Here is a 14665-nt window from a genome sequence, read left to right as displayed (position 1 = left end):
CGAATATAAACCTGATAAATATCTGATTTCTATAAACTATTTCTAAAAATTATGAGCACTAAACGATATGATATTGCAGTAGTCACAGGTCATTTTCAGGTTCAGGAGCTACATCCGGAACTGGAAAACCTACTCAGCGGGCTGGCAAAAAAACACAAAAAACTCCTTGTTTTCATCAATGTTTCTCCGGCTCTGACAACCAGAAGAAATCCCCTGGACTTTGCTACGAGAAAGGAGATGATTCTGAAAAAATTCCCTGAATTCCTCATTTTTCCATTACCGGAAATGCCGGATGAGCATAACCGGAGTGAAGAACTGGATCAAAGAATCACAGCGGTATTTCCGGATGAAGAAGTAGTTATATATGAACTGAACAATGACAGTACACAAGACTATTCAGGTAAATTTGACCGTATCAAAACAGATCTGTTCTCTGATTTTCAGGAAAAAGAAATCAGCATAATCACAAAGGCCTCCAGGAAATTCAGAACAGGAATAATATACGCTACGCAAAATCAATATCCCAAAGTGTATCCTACTGTAGATGTGGCAATTATGGACGGACAAAAAATTCTGCTGGGAAGAAAACCTCATCAGGATCTGTTCAGATTTATTGGTGGTTTTGTAGATCCGACCGATCTCAGGTACGAACAGGCAGCAATCAGAGAGGCTTTTGAAGAAACCGGCGTAGAAATCGCTGATCTGGAATATTCGGGCTCCGCTCAGATTGATGACTGGCGCTATAGAAATGAAGATGACAAAATTATTACCACACTTTTTAAGGCAAAATATATTTCCGGAAACCCTGTTGCCCAGGATGACATTGCTGAACTGAAATGGTTTGATCTTACTCAACTCAAAGAAGAAAACTTTGTAAAAGAACACCGGATATTATTTCAATTATTGATTACTAACTTCAAGGCTGCTTCAGGTCTGTAATGTTTAAAAATATGGAAGATAACATCATTTTATTAACAGATAGTTACAAATTAAGCCACTATAAACAATACCCTCCGGGAACAACTCAGATTTACAGCTATTTTGAAAGCCGTGGTGGTAAATTTGAAGAAGTTACATTTTTTGGATTACAGTATTTGTTAAAAAGATACCTGAGCGGCAAAGTTGTCAGCCAGGAAAAAATTGAGAAAGCTGCCAGATTATATGCTGCCCATTTCGGAACCGATCAGCTTTTTAACAAAGATGGCTGGGAATATATTTTAAAAGAACACAATGGCTATCTGCCTGTTCGCATCAAAGCTGTACCTGAGGGTAAAGTTATTACAGCCCATAATGTAATGATGACGGTAGAAAATACAGATCCAAAATGCTTTTGGCTAAGCAATTTTCTGGAAACATTGCTGGTTCAACTCTGGTACCCCTGCACGGTAGCAACCATCAGCAGAGAAGTAAGAACGCTTATTCTCAGATATTTACAGGAAACCGGAGATCCCGGGTTGATAGACTTTAAATTACATGATTTTGGTTTCAGAGGCGTCAGCAGTGTGGAAGGAGCGAGCATCGGCGGCGCTTCACATCTCATTAATTTCATGGGAACGGATACAGTTACTGCCTTAACTTTCATTCAGGATTTCTACAATACAGACGATATGTTTGGCTTCAGCATTCCTGCTGCCGAACACAGTACGATCACCAGCTGGAAACAGGAAGGTGAAATTGATGCTTACAGAAATATGTTACGTCAATATCCGGAAGGTCTTGTTGCGGTAGTAAGTGATAGTTATGATGTATACAATGCCTGTGAAAAAATCTGGGGTGAAGCACTCAAAGAAGAAGTTTTGCAAAGAAACGGAACACTGGTTGTAAGACCGGACAGCGGTGTGCCTAAAGATGTGGTATTAAAAGTAACGGAAATTCTCGGAGAAAAACTGGGATTTTCCGTAAACGAAAAGGGGTATAAAGTCCTCAATCCGAAGGTAAGAGTTATTCAGGGAGATGGCGTCAATTACGAAAGCATTGGCGAAATCCTGGAAAATCTCAAACAAAACGGCTGGAGCGCAGATAATATCACCTTTGGCATGGGAGGAGCTTTATTGCAAAAAGTCCACAGAGACACTCAAAAATTTGCTTTTAAATGCAGTTGTGCCGTAGTAAACGGAGAAGAACGCGAAGTTTTCAAAGATCCCGTTACAGATCATGGCAAAGCCAGTAAGAGAGGCCGCTTAAAACTGGTCAGAGAAAATGGCCAGTATCTTACCCGTAATCAGGACGATGAGGGGAAAGACATACTCGAAACAGTCTTTGAAAACGGAATAATTCTCAAAGAACTGACATTCAGTGAAGTGAAGAGTAACAGTCTCAAAATATTATAACATACCGTTCATTTTGCAGTAAAACAGCAATTACTGCCTAATCATATATTCCATTGAGTCAACGTGTTAAATTTTTTATAGCAGGGGTTCTTTTTGCCGCCCTTTGGGCTTCTGCCTCAGCAGCAGGCAAAATCGGTTTGAAATCCGCCGAACCTTTAGTACTTTTCAATATCCGTTTTATTATTGCCGGGGCAGCCTTGTTAGGTTATGCTTATATTTTTCAGAAAAACCCTTTACCCAAAAACAGAGAATGGGTTGAGCTCAGCATCTTCGGGTTATTGAATACCTCTCTTTATCTGGGCTTTTTTATTTTGGCCATGAAACAGGTTTCTGCCGGAATAGGCAGCCTTTCTACCGCGACAAACCCTCTTATTATCAGTATTCTTTCTGCGATTGTTCTCCGCAGAAAAGTGAAAAAAATGGAATGGTTTGCCATCGTTTTTGGCATGGCCGGTGTAGGATTGGCCACCTATCCCCTGTTGCAAAACAGCTTTGCTACTGTACAGGGGTTACTGATACTTCTTGCCAGTATGGTCTGTTATTCAATCGGAACAATTTACTATTCTGAAGTTAAGTGGAAACTATCAAGAACCGTGATTAATGGCTGGCAGGTTTTGATTGGCGGCATTATTATTCTGCCTTTTACCTTGTATTTTCATGAGAAACCAAACCATTTCGACCTGACTTTCTGGTTATCAGAATTCTGGCTGATTATTCCGGTTTCTATCATCTCTGTGCAATTATGGCTTTATCTCCTCAAAATTGATGCCGTTAAAGCTTCACTCTGGCTATTTTTATGCCCGATATTCGGATTTACCTATGCCTCAGTTTTGCTGGATGAGCCTATTACTTTGTACACTTTCGCCGGAACGGCCTTTGTTGTTTTAGGACTTTATCTCGGACAAATTTCTAAGAAGTAGCCTTAAATAAAAGTATCAGGTATTAATACATAATCTCATGATTCAATTACTCTCGAAGGTTGGAATAAACGGATTTCTTTTATGTCTGTTAGCTTCCATATTTCTCGCCTGGCTTTTTCCGGGTTTCGGAACAGAACACAGTCCTTTGCACTTAAAAGAAGTTGCAGAATACGGAGTGTCTTTTATCTTTTTCTTTTACGGATTAAAACTAAGTCCTGAAAAACTGAAAGCAGGTTTAAGCAACTGGAAACTGCATTTACTCATTCAGGCTTCAACTTTCATTATTTTTCCGGTTTTACTGATGACGGCCAGACACTTTTTTGATCCTGCGAATCAATCTGTACTTTGGATGGGGGCTTTTTATCTGGCGACTTTACCTTCAACAGTCTCATCCTCAGTGGTATTTGTAGGTATTGCAGGAGGAAATATTCCGGCAGCTATCTTCAATGCCAGTATCTCAAGTATTATAGGAATTTTTGTAACACCCCTCTGGATGAGCGGATTACTGGAAAATGCCAATGCCGATTTCGACATTACACATACCATTCTCAAACTTTGTCTGGAAGTATTATTACCAGTGGTGGTTGGATTTCTGCTTTATGGAAAGTTTGGAAAATGGGCCGGAAAATATAATACACAACTCCGTTATTTCGACCAAACGGTTATTTTACTGATTGTTTATACTTCCTTTTCGGAATCATTTGCCGGTAAAATGTTTGAGGGACATTCTCTGACAGAAATTTGTATTTTAGGAGGATTGATGTTGCTGCTGTTCTTTGTAATCTTCGGAATAATGCAGGCATTATCCAATCTGTTGTCATTCAGCCGGGAAGATAAGATCGCTGTTCTTTTCTGTGGTTCCAAGAAATCTCTGATTCAGGGAGTTGTGATGGGGAAAGTGCTTTTCCCGGATGCCAGTATTCTGGGGCTGGTGCTGTTGCCTTTGATGTTGTACCATGCTTTACAATTGCTGGCCGGAAGTACAATTGCTCAGGCAATGGGTGAAAAACATCCTGCCAATGTCATAAAATCAGAATAAGACTCAAAAAGCCTTTAATACCTTAGTTAAAGGCTTTTTGAGGTTTTTTAAAACTTTTTACTCCCTTTAAAAGATCCTTTTCCTTCATCTTTTTTGAAAAACTTCTTTTTAGGCTTGTCAAGACTTCCGGCCTTTACCGGAGAAGATTTGGATACATTTATTACCCGTCCTTCCAACTCTGAACCGTCAAGGGCTTCGATGGCAGCTTTTGCTTCCTCCTCATCAGGCATTTCCACAAAAGCAAATCCTTTGTTTTGTCTGGTGATTTTATCAATAATAATTTTTGCAGAAGTCACCTCTCCGTATTTTTCAAAAATTGCTTTTAATTCCGTTTCCTTTAATTTAAAAGGAATACTTCCTACATAAATATCCATGGTATCTTAGTTTTTCTGTAAACTCTTATCTTGTATTTTAACAAGAACGTATTCCCGAAAATACGTTCTGTCATATATTATTCAATATCTTTTTCAATCGGATACACCACTCCAATCTGTCTTCTGATTTCATCCATTTGTTCCATCAATTCCTGACTAAACTGAAGTGGTAAATGATTACTTTCTATCCTGCCTTCCGCCATACATCTTTGTACTTCTTCCGCTTCATAACAATAGCCAAGCCCTTTTCTTTCACAAGCAATCGTTTCCGGCTCCTGGCCATCCAATTGAAGTGTAAATTCCTTTGCCTCAATAAAACGCCCCGGGATATAAATCTTCCCTTTTGTTCCGAAAATTGTGCAGGAAGTATCTGTTTTTGCCGACAAGGTAGAGTAAAGTGTAGCATTTGCACCATCCGGATAAGACATCACGACAGAACAATTCACATCTACTCCGGTTGGAGCTAAAACTCCCACAGCTTTAATAGCATCCGGGTTTCCGAGTAACAATTTGCTGATAAATAATGGATAAATGCCAATATCCATCAAAGAACCTCCCGTTAAATCCGGATTATATAATCTGCTATTCGGGTCAAATTCCGATAAAAAACCAAAATCGGCAGTGATATGTCTGATATCTCCTATCTCCCTGGCTTCTATTAGCTCCATTATTTTATTAATCGCAGGAATAAACCTTGTCCAGATTGCTTCCATCAGAAAGACCTCCTTATTTCTGGAAGTCTGAATCATTCTTTCCACCTGACCAGCATTAACTGCAAAAGCTTTTTCACACAATACCGGAATACCCGCTTCCAGACACATAATGGCAAGCTCACAATGGAAAGTATGAGGAACTGCTATATATACGACATCGATCAGACCACTTTCAAGCATTTCCTGATAACTACCAAAAGCATTGGGACAGTCATGATGTTGGGCAAATGCCTGAGATTTTGATAAGTCCCTCGAAGCAACTGCATTAAGTCTGCCATCTGAAACAAATTTCAGGTCACTGGCAAATTTATTGGCAATTCTTCCGCAACCGATAATGCCCCAACGGGTAATATTCTCATTCATGATAGTCAAATTGGTTTGAGCGATAATTTTCAAAATTAAGGATAAAAACAAAGACCCGAAAGGATAAATACCATTCGGGTCAATATTAAAGCCATTTCAGGTCTAAATCTTCTTCATTTCAGCAATCAATGCTTCCACTTGTTCGATATTTACGGCCGGGAAATTGGCAATTCTGATCTGAGAAGCCTTGAAATCCCCATAACCGGAACCAATTACCAGGTCAGAAGCATTTTTAACTGTTTCAATAATCTCCGAAGCAGGTTTATGCGTATTCAACACTACAACGGTCTGAGATCTGTGATCCGGGTTTTTCACAAAAATATCCACTAAACTACTCTTTTCGGCAAAGTCATACAACAATTTGGCTTTCTTCTCTGTCTCTTTGCGAATAGTTTCAATGCCCGTTTTATTCATATCTTCAGCAACTTTCCCCAGGACATAAATTGCCAGCACATTCGGTGTTTCCGGTGTTTCATATTTCTCGAAATTCTTCCAGAGTGTTGGCAAAGAATGATATGTACCGATCGTAGCCTCATGAGTTTTCATGCGGAGTGATTTTTCCAGCATTTTCGGATTGGCTATCCAGACACCTAATCCGGCAGGCATACCAAATGATTTCTGTACAGAAAATAAGGCACTGTCGATTGTATTAAAATCAAAGTCGGGATAAGGCGCTGAGGAAACCATATCAACCACTACAAATTTATCCTTATTGCTTCTCTTCAGTTTATGAATTTCAGCCGGACGCATCTGAACACCTGAAGCAGTTTCATTAGCTGTAGTACAAATCAACTCCGAATATTCAGGTACTGTTATTTCGGCATAGTCAAATCCTTCTCCGAAAGGTTTCTCCATTTTATGGGCAAACTTGTGCAACTCATTGGAGAAATCATAAAATTTCTTTGAGAATGAGCCATTTACCAAATGAAAACTTTCATGTTCCACTGTATTCTGGATCACACGTTCCCATATTTCGGTGGCGGATCCGGTAAAGAAAATCCCATGAGATTCAGGGATATTCAATAAAGTCCGCAATTGCTCGGCAGTATGCTGATAAATCTTACGAAATTGTGCAGACCGGTGCGAAATGGATCCAAGTTGTAAATTAAAAGCATCCTGATAATGCTTTTCAACTGAAGGGTACAATTCTGCCGGCCCGGGGGTAAAATATGTTTTACGCATCTAATGTTAAAGCTTTAATCTTGTTTAATAAATTATCAACATCCTGAAAACGACCCTTTAAAAGGTCTATATCCAGTTTTTCTATAAGTGAATATGAGTTATTTAGTTTTCCATACTTCAACGGCTTTATCCTTCCTCCCTTTTCACGTTGAAAGTATTTCGATAAAAGAGTGTTTAATTTTTTGTCAGGTTTTTCGATTGACTCACAATTAATGCCCTTTATTATTGGATCATCCGCAAGAGGAGATTGTTCTATTCTGGTAAAATCTTCAAATGTTTTCTCTATAGCCTCCGGCTGTGACAAAATCCAGCTTTCCATGGCTTGTATCATAAAAAATACAAATTCTTCGTATCCTGACAGACCATATTGTTCTATTCTCCTTTCACGATGAGAAGCATCAGCATCTAAATCTAAAAGCGCAAGTGTAGTCGAAGACAAATGGCTTTTCAGTTTTAAAACTGAAGTATATGACCCTTTTGTATCAACTCTGATTTTAATTTCTTCATTTTCCCTTAATCCTGACGACAGCAATCTCTGAAAACTTTCTCTTAATCTCTCACTATTATCGAATGTATCGGCATTAGCATTACTTTCAACATTTACTCCCCCTTCTAATAAAATACTGACTTCTACCATCTTGTGCCTCCAATCTGGCCTCTCAACCACATTTGACCAGCCAGAAATTCTCCTTCCCAATCAGGAAAATCTTCTTCCGATTTTACTTTTACAACAGTTTGATTCTTCTGGTCTTTTTCGAAAATCTTTAAATCTTCCAATTCAAAAGAATTAAGTAATAAAGGAGAATGGGTAGCTATTATCATTTGGGTACCATTTTGGGCCGCATATTTTATCCCCCTCGCAATACCATTTATCATATCCGGATGCAACCCGTTTTCCGGTTCATCAATACAAATTACACTTCCACGATTGGGATTATAAAAGATTGATAACAGAAGTAAATACTTTAAAGTACCATCTGAAATATGCTCAATCGTAATAGCTTTATCCAGATTAGACTCTTTCAGTGATAGCAGGCTCTTCCCTGCTATCGGAGTAGTAAATATCAAGTCCTTAAAATTCGGGTTGATATTCAAAATTTCTTCTTTTATTCTGTCATAAACCTTAATCGAATTACCACTGAGATGACTCAATAAAGCGGTAAGATTTCTGCCATCTGAAAGCAGCTTCTCTTCGGAAAAATAAGGAGAAAGTTGTCTTATTTCACTTTCGAATGAGGTATCAAAATAATCATAGATTGAAATTTGCTCTATTGATTTATAAAGTAAAAATAAGCTAAGCGGCCTTCCTAAAACACTTCCTGCCCAAGCTAATCTTAATTCTTTTCTTCCGTTATCTGGAAGACCTAACTTTTCATCCAGATCTATTTTAGTATTTCCTTCGATTACTTCTTCATATAACTGATAATCGACTAATCCATTTTTAACGATTCTTATTTGATAAATAATTTCAATTTCTGATATAACACCGTCGAAATTTGCAACTTTTGCTGCCCTACCGACTTCCTTTGCATCAAAATAAAAACTCAGTTTAATTTCATTAGCCTCAGGATTAATGAAGTTTGATGCTCCTGAAAAGCCTCCCCATTTTTCAGAAAATAATTTACCAAAATTCCCTTTTATTCCTTGTTGCAGAAAACGGATAGCTTTTATGAAATTTGACTTCCCTGTTCCATTAATTCCTACCAGAACATTCGTGTCAGAATTCAATTCTATTGTCTGCTCTGAACCAAAGCTAAAGAAGTTTTGAATTGTTATTTTCTTAATCATATATAAACCAAAGGGCTATAAACTATTTGTGCCACATCCGTGGCACAAATATAAACTGTTTTGATAATCTTAATACAACAATCTGAACTTAATCGTATTGTCTATACCTTTTAATTCTTCCACAATTTCATCAGAATATTCTTTCGCCACATCTGTAATTACATAACCGATCTCATTGGTTGTTTTCAGATACTGACCTTTGATATTGACATTGTGTTTCGCAAAAATTCCGTTGATTTTAGCCAGAATACCCGGCACGTTCTGGTGAATATGCAATAAACGATGTGCTCCTTCCAAAGCCGGCAACTGCAATTCAGGGAAATTCACTGAACCGTAAGTACTTCCGTTATTCATGAATTGCAACAATTTACTTGGTACAAATTCACCGATATTCGCCTGAGCTTCTTCTGTTGAACCGCCAACATGCGGAGTTAAAATTACTCTTGGCAAACCTCTCAATTCATTGACAAATTCCTCATCATTGGTTTTTGGCTCATAAGGAAATACATCAATAGCAGCTCCCCAGACTTTCCCTGATTTCAATGCTTTTACCAATGCCGGAATTTCAACCACGTGTCCGCGTGAAAGGTTTATGAAAATCACATTGTCCTTCATCATCGCAAACTCTTTCTCACCGATCATATTGGCATTAGATTTACGGCCATCTACGTGTAGTGAAATGAAATCCGCCACGCCAAATAATTCTTCAAGAGATTTACATTTTTTTGCATTTCCGAGTGCAAGTTTATCTACAGCATCATAGAAATAAACCTCCATACCCATCGCTTCTGCAATTACGGAAATCTGAGTACCAATGCTTCCGTATCCAACCAATCCTAATTTCTTACCTCTGATTTCGTAAGAGTTTTTAGCTGATTTATCCCAGATACCCTCATGCATTTTATTCGATTTCGTCATGATATCACGGGTAAGGATAATCATTTCCCCGATAGCCATTTCTACGACAGAACGTGTATTTGAATAAGGTGCATTAAATACAGCAATACCCCTGCGCTCACATTCATCAAGATTAATCTGATTGGTTCCGATACAAAATGCTCCGACTGCCATCAAACGACTGGCATTCGGATGCTCTAAAACTTTCTTGGTAAGATTTGTTTTCGAACGAAGGCCCAGAATAGAAACGCCTTTAATCTTTTCAATCAGTTCTTCTTCGTCCAATGCTCCTTTCAGCAATTCTACCTGAAAACCTTCCGATTTAAAGGATGCAACAGCCTTAGGGTGAACATTTTCCAGTAAAAGAACCTTAATCTTCGATTTTGGATAAGACTGAGAACGGCTTAATCCATTGATGTATAAAAATTCGTCTAAAGAAGCTACAACTTCATCTGCCTTTTCCACAACCTTCTGACGTTCAACATTTTCAGTAAACGCAAAGAATTTATTTGCCAGACCAGACTCTCTTAACTCATAATCTGTGTAACCATCCCCGATGGCGAATACATCTCCGTCAAGATTCAGTTGCTGAAGCAATTTCACCTTTCCTTTATCCTGAGAAAGCAGGTTACTTTCATCATATCCGGTAATGTTGCCTTCTGCGTCATACCTGAAAGTATTGGCATACACATTCTCTTCCTTAACTCCCATAGAAACTGCTACAGGAACAATAAAATCTTTAAAACCGCTCGAAACGATCAGAATATTTTCCTGATTCTGGGTAATAAAATCTCTGTTTCTCTGGAAAGAATCTGAAATTTTCCCCATCAAAAAATCTACCAATATATCAACATGCTCTCTGTTTGCCGGTAAAAGATTTACCCTTGCCTTTAAAGACTCTGCAAAGCCAATCTCTCCCAGCATTCCTCTGTCTGTGATAGATTTTATTTCTGAAACTATTTTATCCTTGTCTTTATTCCCTGCCAAAGCAATGGCAGCAAGTTCGTCCAAGCCTTCCACTTTCGTGAAAGTGCTATCGAAATCAATTACAAAAAAGATTTGTTCCTGGGTTTTTGTCAACATCATATTAGTATATTAGCCGTAATCGAATGAAAAAATGCTTGCTTTTCAGCTGGTATATTTTATTAAAACGCTTATTATTTTTTGCGAAAACAATCCGGAAAATCTTTGAATAAAATCAACCGATAGCCATATAGGTGTAACTATCTGTTGTTTCGAAAGATTCAAATTTCCAATGTTTTTTAAGGTTATAGTTCAGGATCGGGTTATCCATTCAAGTGCTTTCATCTCCGACCATAGCACCCCATTGTAACCTGACTGATAAAATCCGCAATGGCCTCCTTCTTCCGGAGCAAAAAAATGGACATTTTCCAAACGTTCCGTTAATTCAAAAGGATAACATTTCTTTGAGAGAAACGGGTCATTCTGCGCATTAACAATCAATGTAGGTACTGAAATATTTTCTATAAAATTAATCGAACTATTTTTTGCATAATAGTCCTCGGCATCTTTAAAGCCGTGCAGCTGTGAAGTGTAATAATTATCGAAGTCTCTCAATGTTTTCACTTTAGAGAGGTTTGAAGTGTTTATTTGGTCCGGGTAATATCGGGCTTTCTCCAGAATTTTCTTTTTCAGAGAACGGTTAAAACGAGTGGTATAAATCCAATCCTCCCACCCTTCCATCTTACTGCTTCCGCTGGAAAGATGCAAAGGTACAGAAAAAGCAATTGCTTTCTTAATTTCAGGATAAAGGTTTTCACCTGATTCCCCAAGGTATTTCAATGTCAGGTTGCCACCGAGGCTAAACCCGATTAAATATATTTCTTCATAGCCTTTTGACAACGCCACATTGAGTACGGTCTGCAAATCATCCGTAGCGCCGCTATGATAGAATCTTAAAGTTTTGTTGATTTCTCCAGAACAGCTTCTGAAATTCCAGGCAAGACAGTCAAAACCGTTCGAGTTGAACAATTTGACCATGCCAATGATATATTGACGGGTTGTATCTCCTTCCAATCCATGACTTAGCACAACCAGTGGTAATTTCTTCTTACCCGGTCCTTTCGGAAAATCATATTTTGAAAAAGACCAGTCAAGATCAAGAAAATCACCATCATTCGTATCAATTCTTTCGCGTTCATACACAACACCTTCTACCTTGCGAAAAACGGAAGGATAGATGGTTTGCAAATGCCCATTGGGTAACCAACGGGGCGGCTGATAATCTGACTGTCGAATAAATGGCATTTGTTTCAGCTATTCAAAGTATAAATTTAACCTTTGTCTTTGAAAAATAGAGCAAAAACAACTATAATCAATATATTATCTTTACAAAATACAATATTGAAAATTGTCAGTTCTTTTGATAGCTAAAACCGTACGGGGATTTTCTGCATCCTAATCTTTGAATTGAGGCACGGTTTTAGCCATCTGGGCTTTGAGGGCTTCATTAAGATCATTTGAAAGAATCATACCTGCGTTCCAGGTTGCTACAAAATTCAAACCATCTGCCACACTGTGATCCCTGGCGTACAGGATATTTTCCTTCGTTCCGCGAACAGATAATGGCGACTTTTCAGCTATATTCCGCGCTATTTTCAGTACTTCTTCCAAAAGCATGTTTTTATCCTGAAAAACCTTATTAACTAATCCGCTCTTTTCAGCTTCTTCTGCATACATCTTTCTTCCGGTGTAAGCCAGTTCTCTGCAAAGTCCATCGCTGATCAGTTTAGGCAAACGCTGTAAAGTACCAAAGTCAGCAACCATTCCCATATCAATTTCCTTGATACAGAAATATGCATCACTCGTGCAATAACGCATATCTGCAGCACAGATTAAATCCAGTCCGGCGCCAATGCAGGCTCCGTGAACAGCAGCCAGAACGGGTTTCCGGCAGGTCTCCAGTAAATTGATAATCTGATGGTATTGAAGGATAAAATTCCTGATATTTTCTCTCGTTCTTCCCTCACATTCATTCTCAGCTGTCACTTTCAGGCTCATTAATACACTGAGATCTATTCCGGCAGAAAATAACTTTTCCCCTTCTCCTGCAAGGACAATTGCTCTTATGCCGGGTGTCTCAGCACAGCATTCCATAGCCTCTTTCAATTCCTGCCAGGTCAGAACGTCCAGCGCATTGGCTTTCTCAGGCCGGTTAATTTTCAGGATAGCCACTTTATCTTCCTGAGTTAATAAAATATTTTTAAAATCTTTCATAGCCTTTTTATTATGCACGCATACCATTTTGACAAATTTATCAATTTTATTCCAAAAAATCTTATCAAAATATAATTAGCAAAAAAATATTATTTCTCCTTCTGAAATCATACCATAGACTCAGAATACGGCGTTTCTTCGTCTTATTATCTACTCTTTATCAGGCATTTACAGCCACCTTCATCCATTGAATTCAATTATTAAACCATATTTTAAACGCTCGGCTGAATTTTACGGGAAGGCTGTTTTTGGTATTAGTCTCCGGGCTTTCTTCAAAAAAAAGAAATTTCCTAAATCCAAGCATCACGAATCCCCGTAGATATGTGCAACCGAAAGAAAAGCACTCATTCTTTTTTAAAATTTATACCATGAAAACTTTTTTCCTGAAAACCTCAAAGGTTTTATTGACGATTTGCCTGGTCATATTTGCTGGCCTCGTTGTTTGGGCGAATTGGGAGGAGCCTCCACTTTCTCAAAGGTTAAATCTAAAGCCGATCAACCTTTCTGTTTTTAACATCAATAAGACAATTTCGGCAGAAGACAGTGCTTCGATTTCTGGTCAGCTTACAGCCCAGAAAGGTGTAACTGCCTGCACAATCAATCGCATTGGCAGTACAATAAGTGTCACTTATCATGGAGATGAAACTTCTGAAAATGTCTTAAAGTCTATTGTTGAAGCCAAAAACTATATAGCCAAAAAAGTAGAATTCGATAAATATGATGGCCCTCAATGTCCTGTTCCTGCTGAGTATCTGGATTTTTTTACAAATCTTAAATCTTCTCTCTGTTTCCGTTAGCCCCTTGTCGGTAACCCCCTTTTTGAAATTGAACCGCAATACCCACACTTTAACCTTTAACTTAAATTTTGTCCGCGTTCTTTAAAAATCAATCATTTTGCGAAAGACGGATATTGCGGATTTATCTGACTTTTGCTTAAACCAGTAAACTTTTAAACACATGAAAAAATCATTGCAAAGCTTGGGCTTAGCCCTGCTGATGGGTACTTGTTTGCTTTCATCTTGCAAAAAAGATGACCCTGTAGTGACCCCGACGAAATCGCTCTACGACAGATTAGGGGGAAATGCAGCCATTTCGGCCGTTATTGATCAGTTTATAGCAAATGTCGCTGCCGACACTAAAATCAACGCTTTCTTCGCTGATGCAGCTGCAGATCCGGCACGTCTGACAAGATTGAGAAACAATCTGATTAATCAGGTTGGTATGGCTACTGGTGGTATGGAAAAATACACCGGAAAAGACATGAAAACGGCTCACAAAGGAATGGGGATTGAAGAGGCAGATTTCAATGCATTAGTAGCAGATCTGAGTGCTTCTCTTGATAAATTTAATGTAGCGGCCGCTGATAAAACAGAACTTCTTACCGCTTTGGCAGGTTTGAAAGGAGATATCGTTGAAGGCCCGACTACACTTTATGTCCGTTTGGGTGGAAATGCAGGTATCAGTACTGTAATTGATGACTTTTTAGGAAAAGTGGCAGCCGATAACCGCATTAATTCATTCTTTGCCGCAGCAGTAGCTGATCCTGCCCGTCTGACCAGACTAAGAAATAATCTGATCAATCAGGTTGGTATGGCTACAGGTGGTACTGAAAAATACACCGGTAAGGATATGAAAACTGCTCATAAAGGTATGAATATCAATGAGGCTCAGTTCAATGCACTGGTATCAGACTTACAGGCATCTTTGATAAAATACAATGTTGAATCAAGAACCAAAATCCAGCTGCTTACAGCTTTGGGTGGTTTGAAAGGAGATATTGTAGGACAATAGTTTAGTGGTTTGGAATTACTTTTCGGGGATT

Annotated in this window: 14 protein-coding genes; 6 read left to right on the top strand and 8 right to left on the bottom strand. The window is 38.5% G+C overall.

Annotated features, from left to right (window positions below):
- The first annotated feature begins 51 nt into the window (after nt 1-51).
- The 4 genes from BM179_RS03370 to BM179_RS03355 are packed head-to-tail and all read left to right on the top strand — an operon-like array spanning nt 52 to nt 4289.
- A complete protein-coding gene (locus BM179_RS03370; protein ID WP_092012230.1) occupies nt 52-939 on the top strand; it encodes an NUDIX domain-containing protein in 888 nt (295 codons plus the stop codon).
- 11 nt (nt 940-950) lie between these two features.
- A complete protein-coding gene (locus BM179_RS03365) occupies nt 951-2330 on the top strand; it encodes a nicotinate phosphoribosyltransferase (RefSeq protein WP_092013600.1) in 1380 nt (459 codons plus the stop codon).
- A gap of 53 nt (nt 2331-2383) precedes the next feature.
- On the top strand, nt 2384-3250 hold the full coding sequence (locus BM179_RS03360) for a DMT family transporter (protein ID WP_092012227.1): 867 nt from the start codon (nt 2384-2386) through the stop codon (nt 3248-3250).
- A gap of 37 nt (nt 3251-3287) precedes the next feature.
- A complete protein-coding gene (locus tag BM179_RS03355) occupies nt 3288-4289 on the top strand; it encodes a bile acid:sodium symporter family protein (RefSeq protein ID WP_092012224.1) in 1002 nt (333 codons plus the stop codon).
- Nucleotides 4290-4336: 47 nt separating this feature from the next.
- Here the strand turns inward: BM179_RS03355 and rbp are convergent, their stop codons facing one another.
- The 8 genes from rbp to BM179_RS03315 form a co-directional block, all read right to left on the bottom strand.
- A complete protein-coding gene (gene rbp / locus BM179_RS03350; RefSeq protein ID WP_092012221.1) occupies nt 4337-4663 on the bottom strand; it encodes an RNA-binding regulator in 327 nt (108 codons plus the stop codon).
- 77 nt (nt 4664-4740) lie between these two features.
- Complete coding sequence (locus BM179_RS03345) at nt 4741-5739, bottom strand: Gfo/Idh/MocA family protein (RefSeq protein ID WP_092012218.1); 999 nt, start codon at nt 5737-5739, stop codon at nt 4741-4743.
- A gap of 102 nt (nt 5740-5841) precedes the next feature.
- Nucleotides 5842-6921, bottom strand: coding sequence for an aminotransferase class V-fold PLP-dependent enzyme (locus BM179_RS03340; protein WP_092012215.1), 1080 nt, complete (start codon nt 6919-6921; stop codon nt 5842-5844).
- On the bottom strand, nt 6914-7588 hold the full coding sequence (locus BM179_RS03335; protein ID WP_143095142.1) for a DUF4276 family protein: 675 nt from the start codon (nt 7586-7588) through the stop codon (nt 6914-6916). The genes BM179_RS03340 and BM179_RS03335 overlap by 8 nt, the downstream gene beginning before the upstream one ends.
- Complete coding sequence (locus BM179_RS03330) at nt 7552-8709, bottom strand: AAA family ATPase (RefSeq protein ID WP_092012210.1); 1158 nt, start codon at nt 8707-8709, stop codon at nt 7552-7554. The genes BM179_RS03335 and BM179_RS03330 overlap by 37 nt, the downstream gene beginning before the upstream one ends.
- 69 nt (nt 8710-8778) lie before the next feature.
- Nucleotides 8779-10689, bottom strand: coding sequence for a phosphoglycerate dehydrogenase (gene serA / locus BM179_RS03325; RefSeq protein WP_092012206.1), 1911 nt, complete (start codon nt 10687-10689; stop codon nt 8779-8781).
- Nucleotides 10690-10881: 192 nt separating this feature from the next.
- Nucleotides 10882-11874, bottom strand: coding sequence for a YheT family hydrolase (locus BM179_RS03320; protein ID WP_092012202.1), 993 nt, complete (start codon nt 11872-11874; stop codon nt 10882-10884).
- Nucleotides 11875-12024: 150 nt separating this feature from the next.
- On the bottom strand, nt 12025-12843 hold the full coding sequence (locus BM179_RS03315) for a crotonase/enoyl-CoA hydratase family protein (protein ID WP_092012199.1): 819 nt from the start codon (nt 12841-12843) through the stop codon (nt 12025-12027).
- A gap of 368 nt (nt 12844-13211) precedes the next feature.
- Here BM179_RS03315 and BM179_RS03310 point away from each other — a divergent pair, with 368 nt between their 5' ends.
- Together BM179_RS03310 and BM179_RS03305 are read left to right on the top strand one after the other, a co-directional pair.
- Nucleotides 13212-13640 (top strand): hypothetical protein, encoded by a 429-nt coding sequence (locus BM179_RS03310; protein ID WP_092012196.1) that lies wholly within the window; start codon nt 13212-13214, stop codon nt 13638-13640.
- Nucleotides 13641-13800: 160 nt separating this feature from the next.
- Nucleotides 13801-14634: a group I truncated hemoglobin gene (locus BM179_RS03305; protein ID WP_092012194.1), complete on the top strand. Its 834-nt coding sequence runs from the start codon at nt 13801-13803 to the stop codon at nt 14632-14634.
- Nucleotides 14635-14665: the final 31 nt, after the last annotated feature.

Origin of the sequence: Pseudarcicella hirudinis (assembly GCF_900115665.1) — a bacterium.
GTDB lineage: Bacteria > Bacteroidota > Bacteroidia > Cytophagales > Spirosomataceae > Pseudarcicella > Pseudarcicella hirudinis.
This window is presented reverse-complemented; position numbering and strand designations above follow the sequence as displayed.

Bases quoted from the DNA above. Each gene is read 5' to 3' on its own strand.
- BM179_RS03355 (WP_092012224.1), top strand. From the start codon at position 3,288: ATGATTCAATTACTCTCGAAGGTTGGAATAAACGGATTTCTTTTATGT.
- serA (WP_092012206.1), bottom strand. From the start codon at position 10,689: ATGTTGACAAAAACCCAGGAACAAATCTTTTTTGTAATTGATTTCGAT.
- BM179_RS03310 (WP_092012196.1), top strand. From the start codon at position 13,212: ATGAAAACTTTTTTCCTGAAAACCTCAAAGGTTTTATTGACGATTTGC.
- BM179_RS03315 (WP_092012199.1), bottom strand. From the start codon at position 12,843: ATGAAAGATTTTAAAAATATTTTATTAACTCAGGAAGATAAAGTGGCT.
- BM179_RS03305 (WP_092012194.1), top strand. From the start codon at position 13,801: ATGAAAAAATCATTGCAAAGCTTGGGCTTAGCCCTGCTGATGGGTACT.
- BM179_RS03340 (WP_092012215.1), bottom strand. From the start codon at position 6,921: ATGCGTAAAACATATTTTACCCCCGGGCCGGCAGAATTGTACCCTTCA.
- BM179_RS03370 (WP_092012230.1), top strand. From the start codon at position 52: ATGAGCACTAAACGATATGATATTGCAGTAGTCACAGGTCATTTTCAG.
- BM179_RS03365 (WP_092013600.1), top strand. From the start codon at position 951: ATGGAAGATAACATCATTTTATTAACAGATAGTTACAAATTAAGCCAC.
- BM179_RS03320 (WP_092012202.1), bottom strand. From the start codon at position 11,874: ATGCCATTTATTCGACAGTCAGATTATCAGCCGCCCCGTTGGTTACCC.
- BM179_RS03330 (WP_092012210.1), bottom strand. From the start codon at position 8,709: ATGATTAAGAAAATAACAATTCAAAACTTCTTTAGCTTTGGTTCAGAG.
- rbp (WP_092012221.1), bottom strand. From the start codon at position 4,663: ATGGATATTTATGTAGGAAGTATTCCTTTTAAATTAAAGGAAACGGAA.
- BM179_RS03345 (WP_092012218.1), bottom strand. From the start codon at position 5,739: ATGAATGAGAATATTACCCGTTGGGGCATTATCGGTTGCGGAAGAATT.